23 protein-coding genes are annotated in these 25,335 nt (G+C 30.4%); 16 read left to right on the top strand and 7 right to left on the bottom strand.

Annotated elements, in window-relative coordinates:
• Window positions 1-210: 210 nt before the first annotated feature.
• Window positions 211-5,046 carry a thrombospondin type 3 repeat-containing protein gene (locus tag ACFQZW_RS00180; RefSeq protein WP_386781255.1) on the top strand — a complete coding sequence of 1,612 codons (4,836 nt, stop codon included), beginning with the start codon at window positions 211-213 and terminating at the stop codon, window positions 5,044-5,046.
• A 1-nt stretch (window position 5,047) separates the two neighbouring features.
• Window positions 5,048-5,746 carry a hypothetical protein gene (locus ACFQZW_RS00175; protein ID WP_298288921.1) on the top strand — a complete coding sequence of 233 codons (699 nt, stop codon included), beginning with the start codon at window positions 5,048-5,050 and terminating at the stop codon, window positions 5,744-5,746.
• A 36-nt stretch (window positions 5,747-5,782) separates the two neighbouring features.
• On the opposite strand, the gene ACFQZW_RS00170 is transcribed toward ACFQZW_RS00175, so the two are convergent.
• Together ACFQZW_RS00170 and ACFQZW_RS00165 are read right to left on the bottom strand one after the other, a co-directional pair.
• Entirely contained in the window at window positions 5,783-6,262 is a 480-nt protein-coding gene (locus ACFQZW_RS00170; protein WP_372801693.1) for a regulatory protein RecX, read from the bottom strand.
• 92 nt (window positions 6,263-6,354) lie between these two features.
• Window positions 6,355-6,705, bottom strand: coding sequence for a 4Fe-4S binding protein (locus ACFQZW_RS00165; protein WP_298264623.1), 351 nt, complete (start codon window positions 6,703-6,705; stop codon window positions 6,355-6,357).
• Between the two features lie 171 nt (window positions 6,706-6,876).
• Here ACFQZW_RS00165 and ACFQZW_RS00160 point away from each other — a divergent pair, with 171 nt between their 5' ends.
• From ACFQZW_RS00160 to ACFQZW_RS00095, 14 genes are all read left to right on the top strand, one after another.
• On the top strand, window positions 6,877-8,736 hold the full coding sequence (locus tag ACFQZW_RS00160) for a 2-oxoacid:acceptor oxidoreductase subunit alpha (RefSeq protein ID WP_386781254.1): 1,860 nt from the start codon (window positions 6,877-6,879) through the stop codon (window positions 8,734-8,736).
• A 2-nt stretch (window positions 8,737-8,738) separates the two neighbouring features.
• Complete coding sequence (locus tag ACFQZW_RS00155) at window positions 8,739-9,752, top strand: 2-oxoacid:ferredoxin oxidoreductase subunit beta (RefSeq protein WP_298264620.1); 1,014 nt, start codon at window positions 8,739-8,741, stop codon at window positions 9,750-9,752.
• 503 nt (window positions 9,753-10,255) lie between these two features.
• Complete coding sequence (locus tag ACFQZW_RS00150) at window positions 10,256-10,606, top strand: NADH-quinone oxidoreductase subunit A (protein ID WP_298264618.1); 351 nt, start codon at window positions 10,256-10,258, stop codon at window positions 10,604-10,606.
• Window positions 10,597-11,157, top strand: coding sequence for an NADH-quinone oxidoreductase subunit B (locus tag ACFQZW_RS00145; protein WP_298264617.1), 561 nt, complete (start codon window positions 10,597-10,599; stop codon window positions 11,155-11,157). The genes ACFQZW_RS00150 and ACFQZW_RS00145 overlap by 10 nt, the downstream gene beginning before the upstream one ends.
• A 10-nt stretch (window positions 11,158-11,167) precedes the next feature.
• Window positions 11,168-11,629, top strand: coding sequence for an NADH-quinone oxidoreductase subunit C (locus ACFQZW_RS00140; RefSeq protein ID WP_386781253.1), 462 nt, complete (start codon window positions 11,168-11,170; stop codon window positions 11,627-11,629).
• A gap of 5 nt (window positions 11,630-11,634) precedes the next feature.
• Window positions 11,635-12,756 carry an NADH-quinone oxidoreductase subunit D gene (locus ACFQZW_RS00135; RefSeq protein ID WP_386781252.1) on the top strand — a complete coding sequence of 374 codons (1,122 nt, stop codon included), beginning with the start codon at window positions 11,635-11,637 and terminating at the stop codon, window positions 12,754-12,756.
• Window positions 12,757-12,766: 10 nt separating this feature from the next.
• A complete protein-coding gene (gene nuoH / locus ACFQZW_RS00130; RefSeq protein ID WP_298264612.1) occupies window positions 12,767-13,831 on the top strand; it encodes an NADH-quinone oxidoreductase subunit NuoH in 1,065 nt (354 codons plus the stop codon).
• Window positions 13,747-14,313: a 4Fe-4S binding protein gene (locus ACFQZW_RS00125; protein WP_386781251.1), complete on the top strand. Its 567-nt coding sequence runs from the start codon at window positions 13,747-13,749 to the stop codon at window positions 14,311-14,313. The genes nuoH and ACFQZW_RS00125 overlap by 85 nt, the downstream gene beginning before the upstream one ends.
• 4 nt (window positions 14,314-14,317) lie before the next feature.
• Window positions 14,318-14,842 (top strand): NADH-quinone oxidoreductase subunit J family protein, encoded by a 525-nt coding sequence (locus tag ACFQZW_RS00120; protein ID WP_298264610.1) that lies wholly within the window; start codon window positions 14,318-14,320, stop codon window positions 14,840-14,842.
• Window positions 14,839-15,156 (top strand): NADH-quinone oxidoreductase subunit NuoK, encoded by a 318-nt coding sequence (gene nuoK / locus ACFQZW_RS00115; protein WP_298264608.1) that lies wholly within the window; start codon window positions 14,839-14,841, stop codon window positions 15,154-15,156. The genes ACFQZW_RS00120 and nuoK overlap by 4 nt, the downstream gene beginning before the upstream one ends.
• 12 nt (window positions 15,157-15,168) lie before the next feature.
• A complete protein-coding gene (gene nuoL / locus ACFQZW_RS00110; protein ID WP_372801980.1) occupies window positions 15,169-17,088 on the top strand; it encodes an NADH-quinone oxidoreductase subunit L in 1,920 nt (639 codons plus the stop codon).
• Window positions 17,089-17,097: 9 nt separating this feature from the next.
• Window positions 17,098-18,585, top strand: a complete 1,488-nt coding sequence (locus tag ACFQZW_RS00105; RefSeq protein WP_298264606.1) for a complex I subunit 4 family protein — start codon at window positions 17,098-17,100, stop codon at window positions 18,583-18,585.
• A gap of 45 nt (window positions 18,586-18,630) precedes the next feature.
• Complete coding sequence (locus ACFQZW_RS00100) at window positions 18,631-20,034, top strand: NADH-quinone oxidoreductase subunit N (protein ID WP_298264605.1); 1,404 nt, start codon at window positions 18,631-18,633, stop codon at window positions 20,032-20,034.
• 7 nt (window positions 20,035-20,041) lie between these two features.
• Window positions 20,042-20,368 carry a hypothetical protein gene (locus ACFQZW_RS00095; protein ID WP_298264603.1) on the top strand — a complete coding sequence of 109 codons (327 nt, stop codon included), beginning with the start codon at window positions 20,042-20,044 and terminating at the stop codon, window positions 20,366-20,368.
• Here ACFQZW_RS00095 and ACFQZW_RS00090 read toward each other — a convergent pair whose 3' ends face one another.
• From ACFQZW_RS00090 to ACFQZW_RS00070, 5 genes are all read right to left on the bottom strand, one after another.
• Complete coding sequence (locus tag ACFQZW_RS00090) at window positions 20,369-21,379, bottom strand: glycosyltransferase family protein (protein ID WP_386781250.1); 1,011 nt, start codon at window positions 21,377-21,379, stop codon at window positions 20,369-20,371. It lies immediately after the preceding gene.
• Between the two features lie 15 nt (window positions 21,380-21,394).
• Window positions 21,395-22,258, bottom strand: a complete 864-nt coding sequence (locus tag ACFQZW_RS00085; RefSeq protein ID WP_298264601.1) for a UDP-2,3-diacylglucosamine diphosphatase — start codon at window positions 22,256-22,258, stop codon at window positions 21,395-21,397.
• 107 nt (window positions 22,259-22,365) lie between these two features.
• Window positions 22,366-22,965: an alpha-ketoglutarate-dependent dioxygenase AlkB family protein gene (locus ACFQZW_RS00080; RefSeq protein ID WP_386781249.1), complete on the bottom strand. Its 600-nt coding sequence runs from the start codon at window positions 22,963-22,965 to the stop codon at window positions 22,366-22,368.
• 22 nt (window positions 22,966-22,987) lie between these two features.
• Window positions 22,988-24,805 carry a cation:proton antiporter gene (locus tag ACFQZW_RS00075; RefSeq protein WP_298264597.1) on the bottom strand — a complete coding sequence of 606 codons (1,818 nt, stop codon included), beginning with the start codon at window positions 24,803-24,805 and terminating at the stop codon, window positions 22,988-22,990.
• A 49-nt stretch (window positions 24,806-24,854) separates the two neighbouring features.
• Window positions 24,855-25,328, bottom strand: a complete 474-nt coding sequence (locus ACFQZW_RS00070; RefSeq protein ID WP_298264595.1) for a CYTH domain-containing protein — start codon at window positions 25,326-25,328, stop codon at window positions 24,855-24,857.
• Between the last annotated feature and the right edge of the window lie 7 nt (window positions 25,329-25,335).

Raw genomic sequence — 25,335 nt, 5'->3', positions numbered from 1 at the left:
AAATAACTAGATTATAAATTGTGATTAAAATCAGCACCCTAAGTACAACTATTCAATAAAAAAGAAAGTTTTTAAATTTTCATTATAAATGTTATACTTGAATTTGAAATCAAGTTTTAATTTCATAAAAATTAATAATTACTCATTTGAATTAGCATATTAAGATACGTTTAAAAAAATATTATTTTACATTTGGTGAAATTATTTTTTATGAAAAATTTCCTACTATTGCTCGGGTTGTTTATTTCTTTTATTAGTGTTCAAGCTCAGTACAATGAAACAGCGCCATGGATGCAATCCAAATATAAAACCCAATTTAAAAAAGGAGGTACAGATCAACTTTCATTAACTGAAATATCATCAATGTTTAATGAATATTGGAAAGGTAAAGATTATACTAAAAAAGGGAGTGGTTACAAACCTTTTAAAAGATGGGAAGAATTTTGGAAGCATTTTACCGATAAAAATGGTTATTTACCAAACTCTTCTAAATTATGGAATTCATGGAAAACTAATATTCAAACTTTTGAAACAAATGCTAATTCTAACGATAGTAATTGGATGCCTTTTGGGCCTAACACATTAATTAATCATAAAACTTCAACTGCAAATTTAGGAAGGGTAAACGTAATACTTCCTGATCCTAATAATGAAAATATCATATATGTAGGCACTCCGGCTGGAGGTATCTGGAAATCAATTGATAAAGGTTTAACCTGGGTTCCTCTTTCAGACAACTTACCACAAATAGGTGTTTCAGGAATAGCAATTCATCCTAGTGATTCCAATACCATTTACATTGCTACAGGAGATGATGATGCCTCTGATACTTATAGTGCAGGAGTCTTTAAATCAATTGATGGTGGAAAAACTTGGAACGAAACAGGTTTAAATCCTAACAACACACCTGATTCAATGAATGATATTTATATCCACCCTGACAATCCTGAAGTATTATGGGTAGCTACAAATAATGGATTATATAAAACAACTAATGGAGGAGATACTTGGCTCCAAAAAATTGCAGGTAATATTAAAGATATTAAGTTAAAACCTTTAGATCCAAATACTATTTATATTGCAACTAAATCTAAAATTTTTAAATCGATTGATGGAGGTAATAATTTTGAACAAAAAACTATTGGATTACCAGTTACATCTGGTAGATTAGTTATAGACGTTACACCTGCAAACCCTAGTTATTTATATGTATTAAGTGCTGATTTAGAATATAATTATCAAGGCATTTACAAATCAATAGATAGTGGTGAAAATTTTTCAAAAACATCTAATACTGTAAATATATTAGAAAGTGATCAGGCTTGGTATGACCTAGCTTTAGCTGTTTCAGATACAAACCCTGAAGAAATATATGTAGGTTGTTTAAATATTTGGAGATCTATGTCTGGTGGTGTAGGCTTTAACAAACTAAATAATTGGTCGCACCATACAGCCTCATTTACACATGCAGATATCCATTTTTTACGTTTTTATAATAATGAACTATTTGCAGGAACTGATGGTGGGTTTTATAAAAGTACTGATCATGGTACTACTTTTCAAGATTATACTCAAGGCATGCAAATTGGACAATTTTATAAAATTTCTGTTTCAGCAAGAAATTCAAATAAAATTGCGGGTGGATTACAAGACAATGGAGGCTTTGGCTTAACAAATAATGGAGATTGGAGTAATTATCACGGAGGTGATGGAATGGACAATGCAGTAGATCCAAATAATGAAAATAAATATTATGGGTTTACCCAGTATGGAGGTTCATTAAACATTTCAACCAATGCTGGTGAAAATAGAATCTCTAGTTTTGGAGGCCCAGAAGAAGGTAATTGGGTAACTCCTTTAGAAATTAATAAGGATGGAGAACTTTACGCCGGTTATACAAGCTTATATCATTTTACTGGCTCTGAATTTATTAAAGTATCATCTACTTTTGAAGGCAAAATTGATGAATTAGAAATTGATGCTAATGATACTAATAGTATTTATGTAGGTGTAGATAAAAACTTTTATCAAAGTATTGATAAAGGTTTAAATTTTAATTTAAAACACTCTTTTGAAGCTAATATTTCATCAATCGCTGTTCATAGTAGTAATAGCAATATCATTTATGTATGTACATCAGGATATGGACAAAGAGGTATTTATAAATCTGTAGACAATGGAGAAACATTTACTAATATTACTTACAATCTACCAACAAATCAAGCTTTTTTTGACATAGTACATCAGGGAAGACATAAAGATAACCCTATTTATATTGGAACAAGTTTAGGTGTTTTTAGGTTAGATGACACCGCTAATGAGTGGGCTTCTTTTTCTAACAATCTACCTACAGTACCAATACGAGATTTAGAAATTTCGCTAGATGATGCTAAAATAACTGCAGGAACCTATGGTAGAGGTATTTGGCAATCGGATATTTCTGTGGAACTTCCTGAATCTGAAATAAGATTATTAGAAATTGTATCTCCTACAATATCTAATATTTTAGAAGACAATTTTACTATTAAGTTAAAAGCTGAAAACAAAGGTATAAAGCCTATAGATAAAGTTTTTGTTAAGTATAAATTAGATACTAACGAAGAAAAAAGTTACCAATGGAATGGCTTAATTGGTAAAAACTCTACGGGTATTATTACCATCCCTAATATACCCATAGAATATGGAAAGCATAGCTTAAATATTGAAGTAACTGTAGATGGAGATGCTTTCCCAGAAAACAACACTTTATCAACTTCTTTTGTTTCAAACAGAAAAACAGTACCTAATATTTTAAATTCTTTTGAAGATGAAAACGAAGAATTACTATCCTACAATGAAGACGATATTTTTTCAACAGAATGGAGCATTGGTAACCCAAACGGAACATTACTTAATACAACAGGTTCAGGGACTAATGCTTACGCAACAAATTTAACAGGAAATTACAACGACTTAAAAAAGAGCTACATAGTTTCTAAATACTATGATTTATCCTCATTAATTTCTCCTACCTTTAAATTTAAAATGATTTACGATTTAGAAGAAAATTGGGATATTATTTATATTGAATATTCATTAAATAATGGGAAAAACTGGGAAATTTTAGGAACTAGTAACGATTCTAGTTGGTACAATAGTAATAGAACAAATGCTTCTTCTGGCTTTTCAAATGATTGTCAAAATTGTCCTGGTGCCCAATGGACAGGTACCGATACTGAAATGAAAGAATATTCATACAATTTATCTTCATTAAACTCTAAAGGAAATGTGTTATTCAGATTTGTTTTTCATTCTGATACCGCAGAAAACCAAGAAGGTATTGTAATTGATGATTTTATTATTATTGAAGAAGGAATAAATGATACCGATGACGATAATGATGGAATTTTAGATGTAAATGATAATTGTCCTACAATAGCCAATCCAAACCAAGAAGACTCCGATAATGATGGAATTGGTGATGTTTGTGATGAAGATGCTGACAATGATGGAATAGTTGACGATATTGACAATTGCCCAAACACTCCAAATGAAAATCAGCTAGATACTGATGCCGATGGAATAGGTGATGTTTGTGATGAGGATGACGACAATGATGGAATTTTAGATGTGGATGACAATTGTCCACTAACCCCAAACACTAATCAAATTGATCTTAATAACAATGGTATTGGAGATATTTGTGAAGATAGTGATGAAGACGGAATAGTTAACCTTATTGACAACTGTCCTGAAAATGCTAATATAGATCAACTAGACAATGATAATGATGGGATAGGTGATGTTTGTGATGAGGATGACGACAACGATGGAATATTCGATGTAAATGACAATTGTCCATTTAATTACAATCCTGATCAAAATGACTTTAACAATAACGGGGTTGGTGATGTTTGTGAAGATTCTGATAATGATACTATTTTTGACAACAATGACAATTGCCCATTAACTGTTAACCCTAACCAAGAAGATACAGATAATGATGGAATTGGAAACATATGTGATGACGATGATGACGATGATGGAATATTAGATGCAAATGACAATTGTCCATTAACTGCAAACCCTAACCAAGAAGATACAGATAATGATGGGATAGGTGATGTTTGTGATGAGGATATTGATGGAGATGGTATTACAAATGATACCGATAATTGTCCTTATAAAGCAAATCCAAATCAAGAAGATTTTGATAATGATGGAATTGGCGACATTTGTGATGATGATATAGATAATGATGGTGTACTGAATTATTATGATAGCTGTAACGATACACCTATTAATGATTCAGTGGATGTAAATGGCTGTACTTTATTTAGCTTACCAACAACCAACTTTTTATTAGAAATTTATGGAGAAACTTGTAGAGCAAATAATAATGGATATATTGTATTAAAAGCTACAGAAAATTTAAATTACACAGCAATAATTACAGGAAGTGGAAGTTCAACTTCTAAAGAATTTACAAATAACATTACATTTAATAACCTAGAAGCTGGTAATTATACGATATGTATAACTGTTGAAGATCAACCTGACTATGAAATTTGCTTTAATGCAGTAATAACAGAACCTGAAGATTTAGCTGTTTCATCCAAAGTTAATGCACATTCAAAATCAGTTATCGTTACCTTAAACGGTAGCACCAATTACTTTGTAACTTTAAACGGAGTAACTACCAAAACATTTGAATCTTCGTTAAAATTAGCATTAAAACCAGGCATCAACAAACTTAAAGTAACTACAGAAACTGCTTGCCAAGGTGAGCATTTGGAATCATTTATAGTTCCTTTTGAAGGAATTAAATTATATCCAAACCCTGTAAAACAACATAGAAGCTTATTTTTAACTACTGGAGATATCAAATCAAATAACATTAAAATTTCAATTCTAAATACTTTAGGTAGTATATTATCAACCAATATTTATTTAAACAATCCACAAAAAAGAATTGAAATCAGCACCAAACATTTACCTAAAGGAATGTATATATTAAATTTAGAATCTAAAGAAGTAACTAGAAGCTTCAATATAATAATTGAATAATATGAAAAAATTAAACATCCTTTTTAATTTAGGGATTATCAGTATCTTTTTAAGTTGTGGCGGTAAAGACAATCCGGATCCAGTAATTGTAGATCCTCCAACTGCTGCTATACTAACTTTTCCAATTAATAATGAAGAATGTAATACTGGTGAAAGCATTAATAGTACACAAAGCAAAGTAAATTTTGAATGGAATGTTTCAACCAACACCACTTCATATACCTTAGTAATTAGAAATTTATTGACCAATACAAATTTCAATACCAATACCACAAGTAACTTTAGCACAGCTATATTAAATAAAAATACTCCTTATAAATGGTGGGTTATTTCAAAAAATTCCGAAGCCACCAACACTGCTAAAAGCTCTGAATGGAAATTCTACAATGCTGGAGATGCTGTAAAATCTTATGCCCCATTCCCTGCAGAAGTAATTAACCCTAGTTTAGGCTCATCCATAAGCGGTGAAAATGTTACTTTAGAATGGAATGGAAGTGATGTTGATGGCGATATAAAAGAATATGATGTATATTTTGGAACTGTAAATCCACCAACTGAATTACTAAGCACTACATCCACTCAAAAAATAGAGAACGTTGTTGTTAGCCAAGGAAACACTTATTATTGGAACGTGATTACTAAAGACAATAGTAATAACTCATCAACTTCTGAAATTTTTCAATTTAAAATTATAAACTAGTTTATAATAAAAAGAGGTAAATTAATTTACCTCTTTTTATTCCTCTGAAAATAATTGATTAACTATTTCATAAACCAATGATGTTTCATATCCCTTAGAAATTAAAAAAGCTGAAAGCTTCGCTCTTTTTTTAAAATAGTTAGTTTCTTTTATCAATTTTATTTTTTTTTCTGCTAACGCTTGTAATGTATTTTTATATTCTTGATCATCAATTTCTTTTAATGCTGTTATAATATTATAAGAAGAAATATCTCTAAACTTTAGTTCATTAATAATTTTAAGTTTACCCCATTTTTTTATTGAAAATTTCCCTCTTGCAAATGCTTTAGAAAAACGTTCTTCATTTAAAAAGTTATATTGTATTAGATGAAGGATAATTTTTTCTTTTGCAGCTGGTATCATCTTTAAATCATATAACTTTTTTTCAACCTCTTTATGGCTTCTTTCCTGATAACTACAAAAATATTCTAATACCTTAGTAGCTTCATCTACTGTATATGATTTTTTATTTTTCATTGATTACAAAAATAATTGAAAATAAAGAAGCAGTCTAAAAAAGAAATTAATTTCTTTTTTAGACTGCTTCTTTATAATTAAATGGTGATAAATTATTCTCCGTGTAACCAAGCTTTTTTGCCTAATAACTGTTCTTCTGTTTCTTCATGATCTTCATCAGGAACACAACAATCAACTGGACAAACAGAAGCACATTGTGGTTCATCATGGAAACCTTTACATTCAGTACACTTATCAGTTACAATAAAGTAAAATTCATCAGATAATGGTTCATTCATTTCATCAGCATCCGCTTCACCTCCACTAGGTAAAGTCACAGTTCCGCTTAAAGCTGTTTCATCTGAATACGCCCATTCACTATCTGGTTCGTAAATTGCATTGTTAGGACACTCAGAAATACAAGCATCACAGTTTATACATTCATCTGTTATTTTAATAGCCATGTTTACTAATTTTTAATATTTATTTATTCTACAAAATTATACATTTTTATGCAAGTCAATGTGACAAAAGTCATTTACTGTTATAAAAAGTAACTATATATTTGACTCTTAAATTTAAACATAAAATTTAATTCAATAAATTTAAATAAAATTTTTTAATTAGCATAAATTATGGTTACAGCTAAAACAAAGCATCAACCCGAAATATTGGAGGCAGTAGTTATCCGATTTGTTGGTGATTCAGGTGATGGAATGCAGTTGACAGGAACTCAGTTTTCTGACACCTCTGCAATGTTTGGAAATGACATAGCAACCTTCCCAAACTATCCTTCAGAAATTAGAGCTCCACAAGGAAGTTTATATGGAGTTTCTGGGTTTCAAGTTCACATAGGTAGTGTAGAAATAAGCACCCCGGGAGATAATGTTGATTTATTGGTAGCAATGAACCCTGCTGGTTTAAAAACCAATTTACATGCCGTAAAACCAGGGCACACAATTATTATTGATACTGATGCTTTTACCAAAAAAAATTTAGAAAAAGCTCAATACCAAACTAATCCTTTAGAAGATGGCTCTCTTGAAAACTATAGAGTTATTGAGGTAGCAATGTCTAGCTTAACCAAAGAAGCTTTAAAAGACGTTGAAGGTTTAGATAATAAAAGTATTACCCGAAGTAAAAACATGTTTGCTTTAGGTATGGTATATTGGATGTATGATAGATCTACTCAGCATACCATAGATTTTTTCAACAAAAAATTTAAATCTAAACCAAACATCATTGAAGCTAATACTAAAGTTTTAAATGCAGGCTTTTATTTTGCTGAAACTTTAGAATTAATTCCAAATGCTTACACCATTACTCCAGCCAAAATGGCTTCTGGAACCTATAGAATTATTATGGGTAATACAGCAACTGCTTGGGGGTTTTTAGCTGCAGCTGAGAAATCTGGGTTAGAATTATTTTTAGGTTCTTATCCAATTACACCAGCTACAGATATTTTACACGAATTAGTAAAGCATAAACATTTTGGTGTTAAGGCTTTTCAAGCCGAAGATGAAATAGCTGGCATCGCTTCTGCAATTGGTGCTTCATTTGCTGGAGATTTAGCAATTACAACAACTTCTGGTCCTGGATTAGCTTTAAAAGGTGAAGCTTTAGGCTTGGCAATGATGGTAGAATTACCTTTAGTGGTTGTAAATGTTCAACGTGGTGGTCCTTCTACTGGTTTACCTACAAAAACAGAACAATCTGATTTATTGCAAGCATTATACGGTAGAAATGGTGAAAGTCCTGTAATTGTAATTGCTGCAAGTACTCCTGCTAACTGTTTTAATTACGCTTACCAAGCTGCAAAATTAGCCTTAGAACATATGACTCCTGTAATTTTACTTACAGATGGTTATATAGCAAACGGTTCCGCTCCTTGGAAAGTGAAATCTGTTAGTGAAATGCCAGAAATAAAAAATAATATTGTAAAAGACGTTACAGAAAACTGGCACCCGTACGATAGAAACGAAGAGTCTTTAGCTAGAAATTGGGCCATTCCTGGAACATCAGGTTTAGAACATAGAATTGGTGGTTTAGAAAAAGACAAGGTTACAGGCAATGTCTCTTATGTTCCTGAAAACCACGAATATATGACTAAGATTAGAGCAGAAAAAGTTAAACGTGTTCAAAATTACATTCCAAACTTAGAAACTGAATTTGCAGAAACTGGTGATTTATTGGTAATTGGCTGGGGAGGAACTTACGGTTCTCTTCATTCAGCTGTAAAACAACTAAACGAAGAAGAAGGTTATAAAAATATTGGTTTTGCTCATTTTAATTACATAAATCCTCTTCCTAAAAATACGGAAGAAATTTTAACTAAATTCAAAAAAATTGTTGTTTGTGAATTAAACAATGGACAATTCTCTAAAGTATTAAAAATGAATTTTAATGGGTTTGAATTTTTACAATATAACAAAGTTCAAGGCTTACCATTTGGAAACACTGAATTAATTGAAAAATTTAAACAATTAGTAAAATAATTATGGAAACAACAGCTGTAAAAAAATATACATTTAAAGATTTTGCTAGCGATCAAGAAGTAAGATGGTGTCCTGGTTGCGATGACTATGTTATTTTACGTTCTATGCAAAAAGCACTTCCAGAAATGGGGGTTAAAAAAGAAGAAGTTGTATTTATTTCAGGTATTGGATGCTCATCTCGTTTTCCATACTATATGAATACTTATGGAATGCACAGTATTCACGGTAGAGCGCCCGGAATAGCTTCAGGAGTTAAATTAGCAAACCCTAACTTAAGTGTTTGGGTTATGACAGGCGATGGTGATGCTATGGCTATTGGTGGAAACCACTTTATTCATGTGTTACGTAGAAATATTGATTTAAATATTGTACTATTTAACAATGAAATTTACGGTTTAACAAAGGGTCAGTTTTCACCTACTTCATTAGTTGGGCAAAAAACAAAATCATCTCCTTATGGAAATACACAACCACCTTTTTCTCCAGGTGAATTAGCATTAGGAGCTCAAGCTCGTTTTTTTGCAAGAATTGGTGGAAATAACCCTAAAGAAATGTCTAATATTTTTGTTGAAGCACATAAATTTAAAGGAACTTCATTAATTGAAGTTTTACAAAATTGTGTAATCTTTAATGATGGTTGTTTTACCAATATAACGGATAAAGCAGTTAAAGAAGACAAACAAATATTTCTTGAAGATGGCAAACCAATGATTTTTGGTAAAGATCGTAATAAAGGTTTGGTATTAAACGGACTTAAATTAGAAGTAGTTACCATTGGCGAAAATGGAATTACCGAAGACGATATTTTAGTACATAATGCCAAAGAAAAAGATCCAACATTACACCAAATGTTAGTTCGATTAGAGTATCCTATTGCAACTGGAATTATAAGAAGTTATAATGATGTAACACTTGAAGAAAGAGAAGATGCCCTAACTGCACAAGTAAAAGCAAATTCAAATTTCAAAAAAACTGATGATTTGTTCTTCTCTGGCGAAACCTATGAAGTTAAATAATCATTGTAAAAAAGATAGCTGATTTTTATCAGCTATCTTTTTTAATTGATTTACCTCTGTACTTATGTTTCTTATAATTTAAAAAAATCTAACTATTTAATCCTCTATTTTAGATTACAAATTATATTTAATATACTTAATTTAAGTGGGCTTACTTTTTCTATATCTTCATAGAAAAAGACCAATATTAAACCAATTAACTTTTCACAATAGCTTATTATAATTGGAATAATACTAATTAATATACAATATTAGTTAAAAGATCAAAGGCATTAAATAGGCAAGTAAAATAACTCTAAACTTTAAAAAACTGATGTTTTATTCTTATCAATTAGAACCTATAAACTTTAAGTGATAAATGTAACATGAATAACTGATTTTTATCAGCTATCGTTTTCTTATATTAATATACATTTGTATTCGTATTTCTTAAAACTTTAAAAAATTCTTAATAAATCTATATATTCTACTACTTTTGTAGATTAATAAAAAGCGTTTAAAAAATGGGATCAGAAGCCATTATTGTATTTTTAATTGCTGGGATTGTTTTGGTTGCGGGAGCAAATTTTTTATCAAATCTAATTTCGCACAAATCAGATAACCCTCAAAAAAGAGAACCTTATGAAAGTGGTATGACTACAATTGGGCCAACCTGGGTTCAGTTTAAAGTAGGTTATTACCTTTTTGCCATCTTATTTTTAATATTTGATGTAGAGGTAGCATTTTTAATTCCATGGGCAGTGGTTTTTAAAGATGTAGGAGCTGTTGCTTTTATTGAAATAACCATCTTCTTAGTAATTTTAGGATTAGGACTATTATACGCTTGGAAAAAAGGAGCATTAAAATGGGAATAGAAAAAACACAAGAAATTCCAGAAGATTTCCCAGGAAAAGTAATTCCTGCAGGAAATGGAGCTAACGTAATTGTTACTTCATTAGATAAAATAATTAATTGGGGGCGATCAAATTCACTTTGGTCGCTTTACTTTGGCACAAGTTGTTGCGCCATTGAAATGATGCAAACTGGAGCAGCACGCCATGATTATTCTCGATTTGGATTTGAAGTTGCCAGACCTTCCCCGCGACAAGCAGATTTAATTATAATTGCAGGAACCATTGTAAATAAAATGGCACCTGTTTTACGCCGTTTATACGATCAAATGGCAGAGCCAAAATATGTGATAGCCATGGGAGCTTGTGCAATTTCTGGAGGTCCATTCTTTTACAACTCTTATTCGGTAGTAAAAGGAGCCGATCACGTAATACCTGTTGATGTTTACGTTCCTGGTTGTCCTCCTCGTCCTGAAGCTTTATTGGAAGGTATGTTAATGCTTCAAGATAAAATCCGAACTGAAAATATGAAACATAAAGAAAATCCTATTGAAGGATTTGATGAAGGATTATAAAACTGAAGTTATGAACAACGAAGCATTACAAAATATAATAAGCAGCTGGATTCCAGAATTGGAATTTACAGAAGAAGGCTCAGAATTCTTAACCATTTCAGTAAAACCTGAAAATTTACACCAATTAATGAACCAATTAAAAAGCAATAAAGAAACAAATTTCGATTACTTGTTTTGCTTAACTGGTATGGATTGGGGAAAAGAATTAGGCGTAGTTTATCATTTAGAATCTACAACTCACAGACATATTATTGTTGTAAAAGTAAAAACAACTGATAGAGATAATCCTGAGTTTCATACAGTGTGTGATATTTGGAAAACTGCAGAATTTCATGAACGTGAAGTTTTTGATTTTTTTGGAATTAAGTTTAACAACCATCCTAATTTAAAAAGACTTTTTTTAACTGAAGATTGGGACGGATATCCACTTAGAAAAGATTATGTAGATGAAATTAATATGGTTATCAAATAGTAATTATGGATACAACTATTAAAAATAGCAACTTAAAATCTGAAGAATATTTTATTAATATGGGACCTCAACACCCTGCTACCCATGGTGTTTTGCGTTTATTATTAACCATTGATGGTGAAATTATTAAAAAAGTAGAACCAGATTTAGGTTATATTCATCGATCTATAGAAAAAATGTGTGAACGTGATAGCTATCAGCAAATTGTGCATTTAACAGATCGAATGGATTATTTATCTTCTCATATAAATAATGAAGCCGTCTGTTTAACTGTTGAAAAAGCTTTAGAGCTAGAAGTTCCTGAACGTGTAAAAGTAATTAGAACCATTATTGGTGAATTAACACGTATTGCATCACACACACTTTGGTGGGGAGTTATGGGAATGGATGTTGGTGCGCTTACCACTTATTTTTATGGCTTTAGAGATCGTGAAATGATTAACGATATTTTTGAGGAAACTTGTGGAGCACGATTAACCATGAACTACAACATTCCTGGAGGTTTAATGTTTGATATTCATCCAAATTTTGTAAAAAGAGTTAAAGATTTTATTGCTCACTTTAAGACAAAATTACCTGAATATGACACTTTACTTTCTGGAAATGTTATTTTTCAAAAAAGAACAAAAGGAGTGGGTATTTTAACCAAAGAAGATGCTATTTCATTTGGAGCTTCGGGTCCAGTTGGACGTGGATCTGGTTATTCTTGTGATGTTAGAAAGCACCATCCTTATAGTGCCTTAGACAAAGTAAATTTCAAAGAAATTTTAAAAACTGATGGCGATACATTTGCTCGTTATCAAGTAAGAGTTGAAGAAATGTGGGAATCTCTTTCAATAATTGAGCAATTAATTGATAATATTCCAGAAGGTGATTATAAAGTTGCTACCAATGCGGTTATAAAATTACCTAAAGGTGAATTTTATCAAAAAGTAGAAACTGCCAGAGGAGAACTAGGGGTATATATAGTTAGCACTGGAACCAAAAATCCTTATCGTGTAAAATTTAGATCTCCTGGGTTTTCAAATATTTCACTGTTAAATCATATAACAGTAGGTGGTAAAATTGGAGATTTAGTTGCTACTATGGCGACATTAGATATTGTAGTACCAGATATTGACAGATAAATTTAATACTATGAATATAACATTAAGTATTACAACAACTATTTACAAATTTCTTTCAGAATATATGTCTGAAGGAGCAGCTAACATAGGTACAATGGTTACAATTGCATTCATTTATTTAGCCATTTTTGCCGTTGCTGGTTTGTACTTAGTTTTATTAGAAAGAAAAGTTGCCGCTTGGTTTCAATTAAGAATTGGACCTAACAGAGTTGGTTGGTGGGGTTTGCTACAAACAATGGCAGATGCATTAAAACTGGTTTCAAAAGAGTTAACAGGAACTGTAAAAGCAGATAAATTTTTATACAATTTAGCACCCTATTTTGTAATAGTTTCATCATTAATGGCATTGGCTGTTTTTCCTTTCACTAAAGAATTTCAAGCATTTGATATCAATATTGGAATCTTCTTTTTAATTGCCATTTCATCAATTGGTGTTATCGGAATTTTATTAGGAGGTTGGGCAAGTAATAACAAATTTGCTTTAATTGGTGCAATGAGAAGTGGCGTTCAAACAATAAGTTACGAACTTTCTGTAGGACTTTCACTTTTAACCATGGTTTTAATTACTGGCACTTTACAACTTTCCGAAATTATTGAAGTTCAAAAAAATGGTTGGTTAATTGTACAAGGTCATATCCCTGCTGTTATTGCATTTATGATATATATGATTGCAGGAACTGCTGAAACTAATAGAGCTCCATTTGATATGGTTGAAGCTGAAAGTGAATTGGGAGCTGGTTTCCATACAGAATATTCAGGAATGAAATTCGCTTACTTCTTTTTAGCCGAGTTTATAAACATGTTCATTATTGCAGCCATTGCAACTACCATATTTTTTGGCGGTTGGTTATCTCCTTTTGGAATTACCGATGCTATTCCTTGGTTAGGTGCTTTTTGGTTTTTAGGAAAAACCTTGTTATTGGTCTTTTTAATGATGTGGTTTAGATGGACTTTTCCAAGATTAAGAGTTGATCAATTACTAACCCTTGAATGGAAATATTTATTACCGTTAAACTTACTAAACATCATTTTAATGGCATTAATTGTTTGGCTAAACCTAACAATTCAATTTTAAAGATTATGAGTTATTTTGGAGACATCTATAAAGGAATAAAAACACTACTTACTGGTATGAGTGTTACCGGAAAGTATTTTATAACCTCACGCAAAGGAGCCATTACGCAACAATATCCAGACAACAGAGATACTTTAAAAATGTTTGATCGTTTTCGTGGCGAAGTAGTCATGCCACATAATGAAAATAACGAACATCGTTGTACTGGTTGTCAAAAATGTGAATTGGCTTGTCCAAACGGAACTATTGAAATTATTTGGGATAGACAAATTGATCCTGAAACAGGTAAAAAGAAAAAAATGATAGACAAACACATTTACCATTTAGGAATGTGTACTATGTGTGGTTTATGCATTGAAGCTTGCCCAACTGACGCCATAAAATGGGCTCAAAATTTCGAAAATTCTGTTTATGACAGAACAAAATTGACAAGAGTTTTAAACAAACCAGGTTCTAAATTAATGCCTGGTGTAGAAGATTAAACTTATGGAAAGATATATATTTTACATCTTAGCTTTAATAATGATTGTTTTTGCAATTGCATCTGTAACTAGCAAAAAAATGCTTCGATCAGTGATTTACTTATTATTTGTTTTATGTGGTATTGCAGGAATCTATTTTTTAATAGATTATAATTTCCTTGCTGCTATTCAATTAACCGTATATGCTGGTGGAATTATTGTACTAATTATATTTTCAGTGGTGCTAGTTCATCATATTGAAATGGAATTAGAACTTGCTAAAAAATCTAAGCAAATTTTAGTAGGATTAGCCTGTTTAATAGGTTTAGGAGTATTTTTAACCACTATTTATTCTCACCCATTTAACGTGGTTGAAAATAATATTACTACCACTACTGAAGATATTGGTTTAGGCTTATTAAGTTATGAAACAGGTGGCTTTATTTTACCATTTGAAGTAATTAGTGTGCTTTTGTTAGCATCAATGATTGGAGCAATTGTAATAGCAAAAGGAAAGAAATTAACCGATAAAAATGATTCAACATTATGATCGCCGGAATTAGCATTTATGAAATTTTAACTGTTACCTCTATTTTATTTTTTATTGGTGTATACGGTTTTATTACTAGAAAAAACTTGATTTCAATTTTAATGTCTATTGAATTAATATTGAATGCATCCGTTATAAACTTTGTTGTTATCAATAAATACTTATATCCAGATTTATTACAAGGGGTCTTCTTTTCAATATTTATTATTGCAGTTGCCGCAGCTGAAACTGCATTAGCCGTAGCAATTATAATTAATTTATATCGACAAATTGCTTCAGTAGAAGTGAAAGACACTGAAACTATGAAATATTAATATGTTGAAATTATGAATTTTACTTACATAATATTAATACCTTTAATTCCACTAGTATCATTTTTACTATTAGGAATATTTAATAAAAAAATTAAACCAGGCATATCTGGATATATAGGTGTAGCTGGCTTGTCAACTTCAGCAGCATTATCTTTTTATACTGCTTATACCTATTTTTTTACAATAGGAAAAGTAGATGGTGTTTATCAAACATTTGTTGAGAAAATAACCTGGATGAATTTCACCGACACTTTAGCTATTGATATGGGAATTTTAATCGATCCTATTTCAGTAATGATGTTGGTGGTTGTATCTACAATATCACTAATGGTTCATATTTATAGCCGAGGTTATATGAAAGGAGATGATGGTTATACACGTTTCTTTGCATTTTTAGGCTTGTTCTCATTCTCTATGTTTGGCTTAGTATTGGCAACCAATTTATTCCAAATTTATATTTTTTGGGAATTAGTAGGGGTTTCTTCCTTTTTATTAATTGGATATTATTATACTAAAAGTTCAGCAGTAGCTGCCGCTAAAAAAGCTTTTATAGTAACTCGTTTTGCTGATTTAGGTTTTTTAATAGGAATTTTAATCATCGGATATTATACAGGAACCTACGATTTTGAAACTCTAAACAACCCTGAAGGAAGTGCTATTTTAAATTGGGCTTCATCTTCTTTTATGGGATTGTCTATTATAACTTGGGCATTGATCTTAATTTTTATGGGAGGTGCTGGGAAATCTGCAATGTTTCCATTACATATTTGGTTGCCCGATGCTATGGAAGGGCCAACCCCTGTATCTGCATTAATTCACGCAGCAACTATGGTTGTTGCTGGGGTATACTTAGTAGCAAGATTATTCCCAATGTATTATTTTGTTGAAGATGGCTTTGCTTTAAATATTGTAGCTTATGTAGGAGCTTTTTCATCATTATTTGCAGCAATAATAGCAATCACACAAACAGATATCAAACGTGTACTCGCATTTTCAACCATGTCGCAATTAGGATATATGATGTTGGCTTTAGGTGTTTCTGGGTACGATGGTCATGAGGGTGTAGGTTATATGGCATCTATGTTCCATTTATTTACTCATGCCATGTTCAAAGCGTTATTATTTTTAGGTGCAGGTTCTGTTATACACGCCGTACATAGTAATTATTTAAAAGATATGGGTAGCTTACGCAAGTATATGCCAATTACTAATATCACATTTTTAGTGGCTGCTTTGGCCATTTCAGGAGTTTTTCCTTTATCAGGGTTTTGGAGTAAAGATGAAATTTTAGTTGCGGCTTTTGAACACAATAAACTTATCTACTTTGTTGGAATTTTTGTTGCTGGCTTAACAGCTTTTTACATGTTCAGATTGTACTTTGGAATTTTTTGGGGTAAAAATACAACGTATAAACACACCCCTCACGAGTCTCCAATTTCAATGACTTTTCCTTTGATGATTCTTGCTTTTATTAGCATTTTTAGTGGATTCATCCCTTTCAGTGAATTGATAACTCCTGATAAAGCTGGCTTTGAAGCTCATTTAAATATTCCTTTAGCAATTGTTGCTACCATTATAGGTTTAATAGGAATAGGTTTAGCTTATATTTTCTATAAAAAAGAAAATGATTTAGCTGATAGATTTTCAAATGCTTTTGGAATATTTTACAAATGGACGTTTAACAAATTTTATTTTGATGAAATTTACTTATTTGTCACCAAAAAAATAATCTTTAATAGAATAGCTGGACCTATAGCTAGGTTCGATAAAAAAGTAGTTGATGGAACTATGGAAGGCATAGGAAATAAAACCGTAGTGATTTCCAAAAAAATTAAGGGTATCCAATCTGGTAAAGTACAAGACTACGCATTATCCTTCATAGCTGGGGCAGTAGTTTTAGCATTGGTTTTTATTTATTTATGGACAAACTAACAAATTAATATGGATATTTTATCACTTTTTGTAATTGTACCTGTTTTAACAATTATCGCTTTGTTATTTACCAAAGGTTTAAAACAGGCTCGTTTAGTCTCAATGGTTGGGAGTATATTTCAACTAGGAATGGCAATAAATTTAGTTATAGCTTATTTTAAAGAACGAGCTATTAATGATAGTATTATGGTTTTTACCAAAGATTTTGTTTGGTTTGAGCAGTTTAACATCCATTACTCAATTGGTGTAGATGGTATTTCTGTAGCCTTAATAGTATTAACTACAATTGTTGTACTTGCTGGTGTATTTATTTCTTGGAAAATGGCAGACCTACCTAAAGAATTTTTTATCTCATTATTAGTTTTATCAACTGGTGTGTATGGATTCTTTATTTCAATAGATTTATTTACCATGTTCCTTTTTTATGAAATAGCTGTAATACCAATGTATTTGTTAATTGGGATTTGGGGAAGCGGACCAAAAGAATACTCCGCAATGAAATTAACCTTAATGTTAATGGGAGCATCTGCAGTGCTAATGGTTGGTATTTTTGGAATTTATTTCAATTCAAATGCTGATGGAGGTGCTTTAACTTTTAACATCTTAGAAATTGCTCAAGTAAACATTCCTTTTGAAGCTCAAAAGTTGTTTTTCCCTTTAACTTTTATTGGATTTGCAGTTTTAGGAGCTTTATTTCCATTTCATACTTGGTCACCTGATGGTCATGCCTCAGCACCAACAGCAGTATCAATGCTCCATGCAGGTGTACTGATGAAATTAGGTGGATATGGTGTTTTTAGAGTTGCCATGTTTTTACTACCTGAAGGAACTATCCATTGGTCATGGTTCTTTATTATATTAGCAGCAATAGGTGTAGTTTATGGTGCTTTTGGAGCTATTAAACAAACCGATTTAAAATACATTAATGCATACGCCTCGGTAAGTCACCTAGGTCTAGTGCTGTTTGCTTTGTTAACTTTAAATAAAATAGCTTGGAACGGAGCAATTCTTCAATCACTATCACATGGGTTATTAACCGCCATGTTCTTTGCCTTGATTGGAATGGTTTACGGAAGAACTCACACGCGTGACATTCATAAATTAGGAGGTTTAATGAAAATAGTACCTTTTATTGGAGCTATTTATGTTATAACAGGTATGGCTTACTTAGGACTTCCTGGATTTAGTGGTTTTGTTGCTGAGATGAACATTTTTGTTGGCGCATTTCAAAATCCTGATATGTTTCAAAGAGTTTTAACAGTTTTAGCTGTTTCATCAATAGTTGTTACGGCTGTTTATATTCTTAGATTGGTAGGGAAAATTATGATGGGTCCCTTAGTTAATGAAGATTTTAAAAATTTACCGAAAGTTACTTGGTATGAAAAAACAGGTATTTTATTATTATTAATTCCAATTGTAGGAATGGGTGTTGCACCACTTTGGTTAAGCGACATGATAATGGCAAGTTTAGATCCTTTTATTAAAGGAGTATTATAAAAATTAAAACAGATAACTAAAATGAATTTTAGTAACTTTTTATTAATGAGACACGAGATTTTACTATTAACAATTACACTATTGTTATTGATTGGTGAAATTTTTATAAACAAAAACAAAAAAAGTAGTTTAGTCCATTTAGCAATTTTCTTATTTGGAATTCATACAGCTATTGGCTTTTTTGCCATTGATGAATGTAGCATTTTTGGAGGCTCGTTTCAAACAAATAATTTAATTCATCTTTTTAAAAACGTATTAAATATTGGAGTATTTACATTGTTGCTACAATCTGCAGATTGGATCCAAGAAAAGATCGTTAATCAAAATAGAGGAACTGAATTTTTTATATTATTATTCACCTCATTATTGGGAATGTATTTTATGATTTCCGCAGGTGACTTTTTAATGTTTTACATTGGTCTTGAATTATCAACTTTACCTGTTGCAGCGTTGGCATCTTATGAAACCCTAAAAAGAAAATCAAGTGAAGCTGGTATCAAATTAATACTTTCAGCAGCGTTAGCTTCAGGTGTTTCGCTTTTTGGTATTTCATTATTATATGCCACATCTGGTTCCATATTTTTTCATAATATTATTGAGGTTATCACTTCAACCAACTTAACAATTTTAGGATTTATCTTATTTTTTGCTGGTTTATCATTTAAAATATCTTTAGTGCCATTCCATTTTTGGACCGCAGATGTATATGAAGGTGCACCTATTAGTGTTGCCTCTTACTTATCAGTAATTTCAAAAGGAGCTGCAGCATTTATTTTAATGGTTTTAATGTTTACTATTTTTAAACCTTTGATACATACTTGGGAAAACATTGTTTATATAGTTGCATTAGCTACAATGTTTATTGGCAACTTATTTGCGTTACGCCAACAAAATATGAAACGCTTTTTAGCCTTTTCATCTATAGCTCAAGCGGGTTTTATATTGTTAGGGTTAATTACAGGAACTCAATTAGGAACTGCTACAGTAGTTTATTTTATATTGATTTATATTTTCTCAAATTTAGCTGCTTTTGGGGTAGTACAAGCTATTTCATTAAAAACAGGTAAAGAAAATATGGATGATTACAATGGGTTGTATCGCACCAATCCAAACTTAAGTTTGGTAATGATGTTAGCCCTATTTTCATTAGCAGGAATACCTCCTGTTGCTGGGTTTTTTGGTAAGTTTTTCTTATTTACTGCAGCTGCAAGTAAAGGTTATTACCTATTAGTTTTCTTAGCGGTGGTAAATGTTACCATTTCATTATATTATTATCTATTAGTTGTTAGAGCTATGTTTATTAGAAAAAATGACCATCCAATTCCTTTCTTTAAAAATAAACTTTATATGCGTTTAGGCTTATTAATTACAGTAATTGGTATTTTAGTTTTAGGCTTATACAGTCCGCTATACGACTACATTTATGAATTAAGTAGTATTTATAATTAAAAAAATTATGGGTTTAGAAGGTAAACATTCTTTTGGAAATATTGGAGATACAAGAGTAACTTTTGTTGAAAAAAAAATTGACGAAACTCGCATGGATTTTCTAAAAAAACTATTAGAACATAATGGTTTTGAAGTAGTGGTTGATGAAGAAAAAAGAAAATCAGAAGAAGATCCCCAATTATACACTATAGCAGTTACAGACATGGTGTTCAATCCAACAATATGGGTATATGAACGAAAACTAAAAACATTTGATGGTCATAAAGTAACTCCAGATTATTGGAATCAAAAAACTGAAGAGACAAATCCTCAATATTGGAAAAATTCAAAATAACTAGGTCAACTGCAATGCTTCAGTAATAATAAATTCATGTAAAATATGATCAACTAGTTGTTGGGTTTCATTAGGAAAATCTAGATTAATAGTAGTTCCTCTTTCTATCCATTGTTCTATTGTTGGAAGGTGTTTCTTTTTTAATGATTTTATAACTGGCACCCCTAATTCTTGTAAAGCTGTAGCATTAAAATGCTGCTCGTATTGATTTTTCATTGGAATTACCATCAATTTCTTTTTCAAGTAAATAGCTTCAGCAGGTGTTTCAAAACCAGCACCACATAAAATACCTTTACAAGTAGCCAAGCTTTTTTCAAACTTTTTACTGTTCACAGGCTTTATATATACATTTTTTTTCTGATAATATTTTTTAGCATTTTTTGAAAACACTTTCCATTTTATTCCTTTAATTTTTGATAATACCTGAATGATCTTTTCATCGGAATAAGAAGGTAAATAAACTGTATAATGATCTTTTTCAACTTTTTTCAATAATCTTATATCAGATCTAATTATAGGCGTATAAACCTTATTATTGTATTTTTTAAAATGAAATCCGAAATTTTGATTGCATTTTGCATAATTTTTTATGATAAAACTCCCTATAAAATCTTTATGTGAAGGCTTAGGTACACCTTTAGTAAATAAAGCTCCTTGATGGCTTAAAGAAATGCATTTTACTCCTTTAAATTTACAAGCCCAAGCAGTAATAGGTTCAAAATCATTGATGACTAAATCGTATTGTTTTACTGGGCAATTTTTAATTTCAGAAAATACATTTAAAATGCTATTTTTATTTAAAGTTTGTGCAATATCAACCCCTCCATTTTTTCCAAAATAAAAACTAAGACCTTTTAATTTGTATTTTATTTTATATGGTAACGTAACTTCAGCCTGTGTTCCACTAACTAAAATATCGACTTGAGCTCTTTTTAATAATGCAGGAATAATTTCTTTTGCTCGGCTCAAATGTCCATTTCCGGTTCCTTGTATTGCGTATAATATTTTCATAAATAGATGCTAATATTACTTATGAATATAAAAATCTGCAACAAGCTCCCCAAAAAGTTCTTTAGTAGATTTATCTATAACATCTACTTCATCAGAAATTGAAGTATATTCAACATTATTAAAATGAGAATCGTCATATTTATAAATACTCCACTTATTTTCCACAAATTCTAAAGCTGTTAAATTTTCAACCCAATCTCCAGAATTTAAATATTGAACACTTCCTTTATTATTTTTGAAATTTTTAATAACTGGTTGATGAATGTGACCACAAATTACATAATTGTAATAATTATCAATAGCAATATTTGTTGCTGTTTCTTCAAAATTATTGACAAATTTAACAGCAGATTTCACACTGTTTTTTATTCTTTTTGAAAGTGATATTTTACCTTTTCCCAATAAATTACTACAATAATTTGCACCTTTATTTAATAAAATGAGTGTATCGTACCCAATTGCCCCTAATTTTGCTAACCATTTAGAATGTTGCATAGTAACATCAAATACATCTCCATGAAAAAACCAAGCTTTTTTTCCATTAATATTAAGGACTAATTTATTTTTTATTGTGAAAGTACCTAATTCAAAATCTACAAATTTTCTAAGCATTTCATCATGATTACCTGTTATATAATAGGTTTCTTTTCCTTCAGAAATCCATTCAAAAATATATTTTATAACTTTCATATGAGAATTTGGCCAATACCGTTTACTAAACTGCCAAATATCAATAATATCACCATTAAGAATTACAATTGTAGGATCGATACTTTTTAAATATTGTAATAATTCTTTTGCATGGCAACCATAAGTTCCTAAATGCACATCAGAAATAACTACAATATCTATTTTTCTTTTGTTTTTTTTATTATTCACAAATAATTTTATTTGTACCCTTATAATTTTATACCGCAATTAACAACTTGTATGTTATTAAAAAGTTTAAAGACTATTACTTATTGGTTAACAAAACCTCTGTTATTTTAAATAATGTTTCGAAAAGTTAAATTGATTCTTGGAGTAGTTACTTTTTTTGTTTTAGGTAAACAATGTAACCATTTTGTTTGAGTTTCACCTTTCATTAACAACAAGTCTCCAGATTCTAAAATAATATCTACTTTATAGTTTTTGAATTTATGTTTTAAAGAAAATTTTCTTGCTGCACCTAGACTTAATGAAGCTATTATAGGATTTTCTCCTAGTTCTTTTTCATTATCTGAATGCCAAGACATTCCTTCACTTCCATTATGATACAAGTTTAATAAACATGAATTAAAACTCTCTTCGGTTTTTAGTTCAATAAGTTTTTTTAGGGATTGTAATTCTGGAGTCCAAAGCTTTGCCGTTTTTGTAATTTTAGAATACGAATATTTGTAATTAAAGTCACCAAACCAAGCAACTTTTCTAGAAGTAGTTATTCGTTTACCGAAAATTATTAGTTCATCCTGTTTCCAAAAATTAGCATTCAATAAAGTGTGGTAAAAAAAATCAATTTCGGCAATGTTTAATACATTCTGGCTCAAAAAAACTTCTCCATCAAAAGGGAGTAGGTTTTGATTAGGATTGTTATTAAATAAATCCATAAAAATATTAATGAAAAACTTCTTATATAATTGTTTTTCCTAAATACATTAAAATATCTCCTTTTTCTATAACAAAAGACATATCTAAAGAAGAAATAATATGAATTTCACCTTTCTTATCCTTAATAAACATAGGTATAGAGTGTGTTTCTTCGTTAATTTCTTTTAATAAACTTTTATAATGTTCAGGAGAATTTATAGTTACTTCATTTACTAATGGAAAGTCACGCACCACTTCACTTAAGTTAATATAATCGTCATTATGGGTGAATAATTGATTGCTTTTAACATCTTCTCCTTGTTTCATTTCATCTGTAGAGATTAATCTAAAAGCACCATTCTCACCAAAAATTGGTGAGAATTTTTCTATTACATAATTATTAACTGCAGGGCTTCCAGTTAGGGCTAGTAAAAATCCAATATCGTTTAGTTCAATATCTTCTAATAACTCATCAGAGTAAACATTTCCTTCAATAGCCTCTAATCCTAAAGATTTAGCTTTGTTTATATTTTCAATATTACTATCAATTAGTACAACTCTTCTATTATTTTTCTTTAAATAAGTAGCTATTAATCTTGCAAAATTTGAAGAGCCAACAATAATAATACCTTCAGAAGATTTTAAAAACACTCCTGCTAATTTAGCAAATAAACGAGCTGTTGTAGCATTTAACAAAACGGTTCCTAAAACAATCATAAACACCAATGGCGTAATATATTCTGCATCTGATTCACCTTGCATAGCTAGTTTTAAACCAAACAATGAAGCTATTCCAGCGGCTACAATACCCCTAGGTCCTACCCAACTAATAAATAATTTTTCATTCAATTTTAATCCAGAACCTGAAGTACTTAAAAATACTGATAATGGTCTTAGCACAAAAATTACAATTGCAAAAAGTACTAAAGTTTCCCATTTGTACAATAGTAACATATCATCTAAGTTGATATTTGCTGCCAATAAAATAAATAGAATAGATATTAATAAAATGCTTAGGGACTCTTTAAAATATAAAATTTCTTTTAATTCTTTTACTTTCATATTTCCAAGTACCATTCCCATTACAACTACTGCTAAAAGACCTGATTCGTGTGCAAATAAATCTGATAAAACAAATACTGTTAATACTCCTGCCAGTGTAATTACATTTAATAAATACCTAGGAATTATATTAAATTTAATTGCATAAAACAAAGCATAAGCAGATGTAAAACCTATGGAAAGCCCTATGATTACAATTTTTCCAAATTCAATTAAAGCTTCTTTGGTGTATTCATAACCGGCTTCAACACTTATAAATTCAAATACTAATACCGCTACCAAAGCACCTATTGGATCAATCAAAATACCTTCCCATTTTAAAACAGCTGAAATATCTTTTTTAAGAGGTATATTTCTTAAAATTGGAGCAATTACAGTTGGTCCTGTAACAATAATTAAAGCCGAAAACAAAAAAGAAATTGACCAACTTAAATCAAAAACATAATGAGCGGCAATTCCAGCACCTAAAAATGTAATTAATGCGCCTATAGAAATTAACTTAACAATTGCGGGGCCAACATTTAAAATCTCTTCTTTTTTTAAGGTTAAACCTCCTTCAAAAAGGATAATACTTATGGCTAGTGAAACAAAACTAAATAATTTTTCATCGGGGAATAGTCCTTCCGTTCCATTCCATACAGGCTCTAACCATTTAGTACCATCATAAGAAACTAATGTTGAAAGCGGTCCTACTATTAAACCTATTAAAATAAGTGGTAAAATAGCAGGGATTTTAAATTTCCAAGCAAACCATTGTGCAATAATTCCTAAAATTATAATTCCTGCAAGTTCAATCATAGTCTATTTTTATGGTGCTTTTTTATAAGATTTGCAATATAAATATTATTTACCACTTAGTAAACGGTTTTTTTGTCAACATTGAATTGTAGTACGATGCTTTTCCTGTAACTTCTTTGCCTAACCAATAAGGTTTATTAAAGTCGGCATCTTCAGATGGTAATTCAATTTCGGCAATTATAAGTCCATTATTTAAGCCCAAAAATTCATCAACTTCAAAAAAAAGTTGATTATTAGTTGGTATTATATACCTTATTTTTTCAATGATTGAAGGTTCACAGATTGCTAATAAGCTATTGGCTTCATTGATATCAATTTCTTTTTCCCATTCAAAACGAGTGGTTCCAGTTTTATTACCAATACCTTTTATAGTGATAAAACCTTGATTATCTTGTATTCTAATTCTAACCGTTCTTTCAGGTACCGTTGATAAAAAACCTTGGGCAATTTTATAACTTTTAATTGCTTCTTTTTTAAAACTTGTATTGACAATCAAGAATTTCCGTTCAATTTCTTTGCTCATTTATTTG

This window comes from Lutibacter aestuarii (assembly GCF_042676885.1).
Classification (GTDB): Bacteria; Bacteroidota; Bacteroidia; order Flavobacteriales; family Flavobacteriaceae; genus Lutibacter; species Lutibacter aestuarii.
Note: the sequence above shows the minus strand (reverse complement) of the source record. Positions and strands in the feature narration are given on the sequence as shown.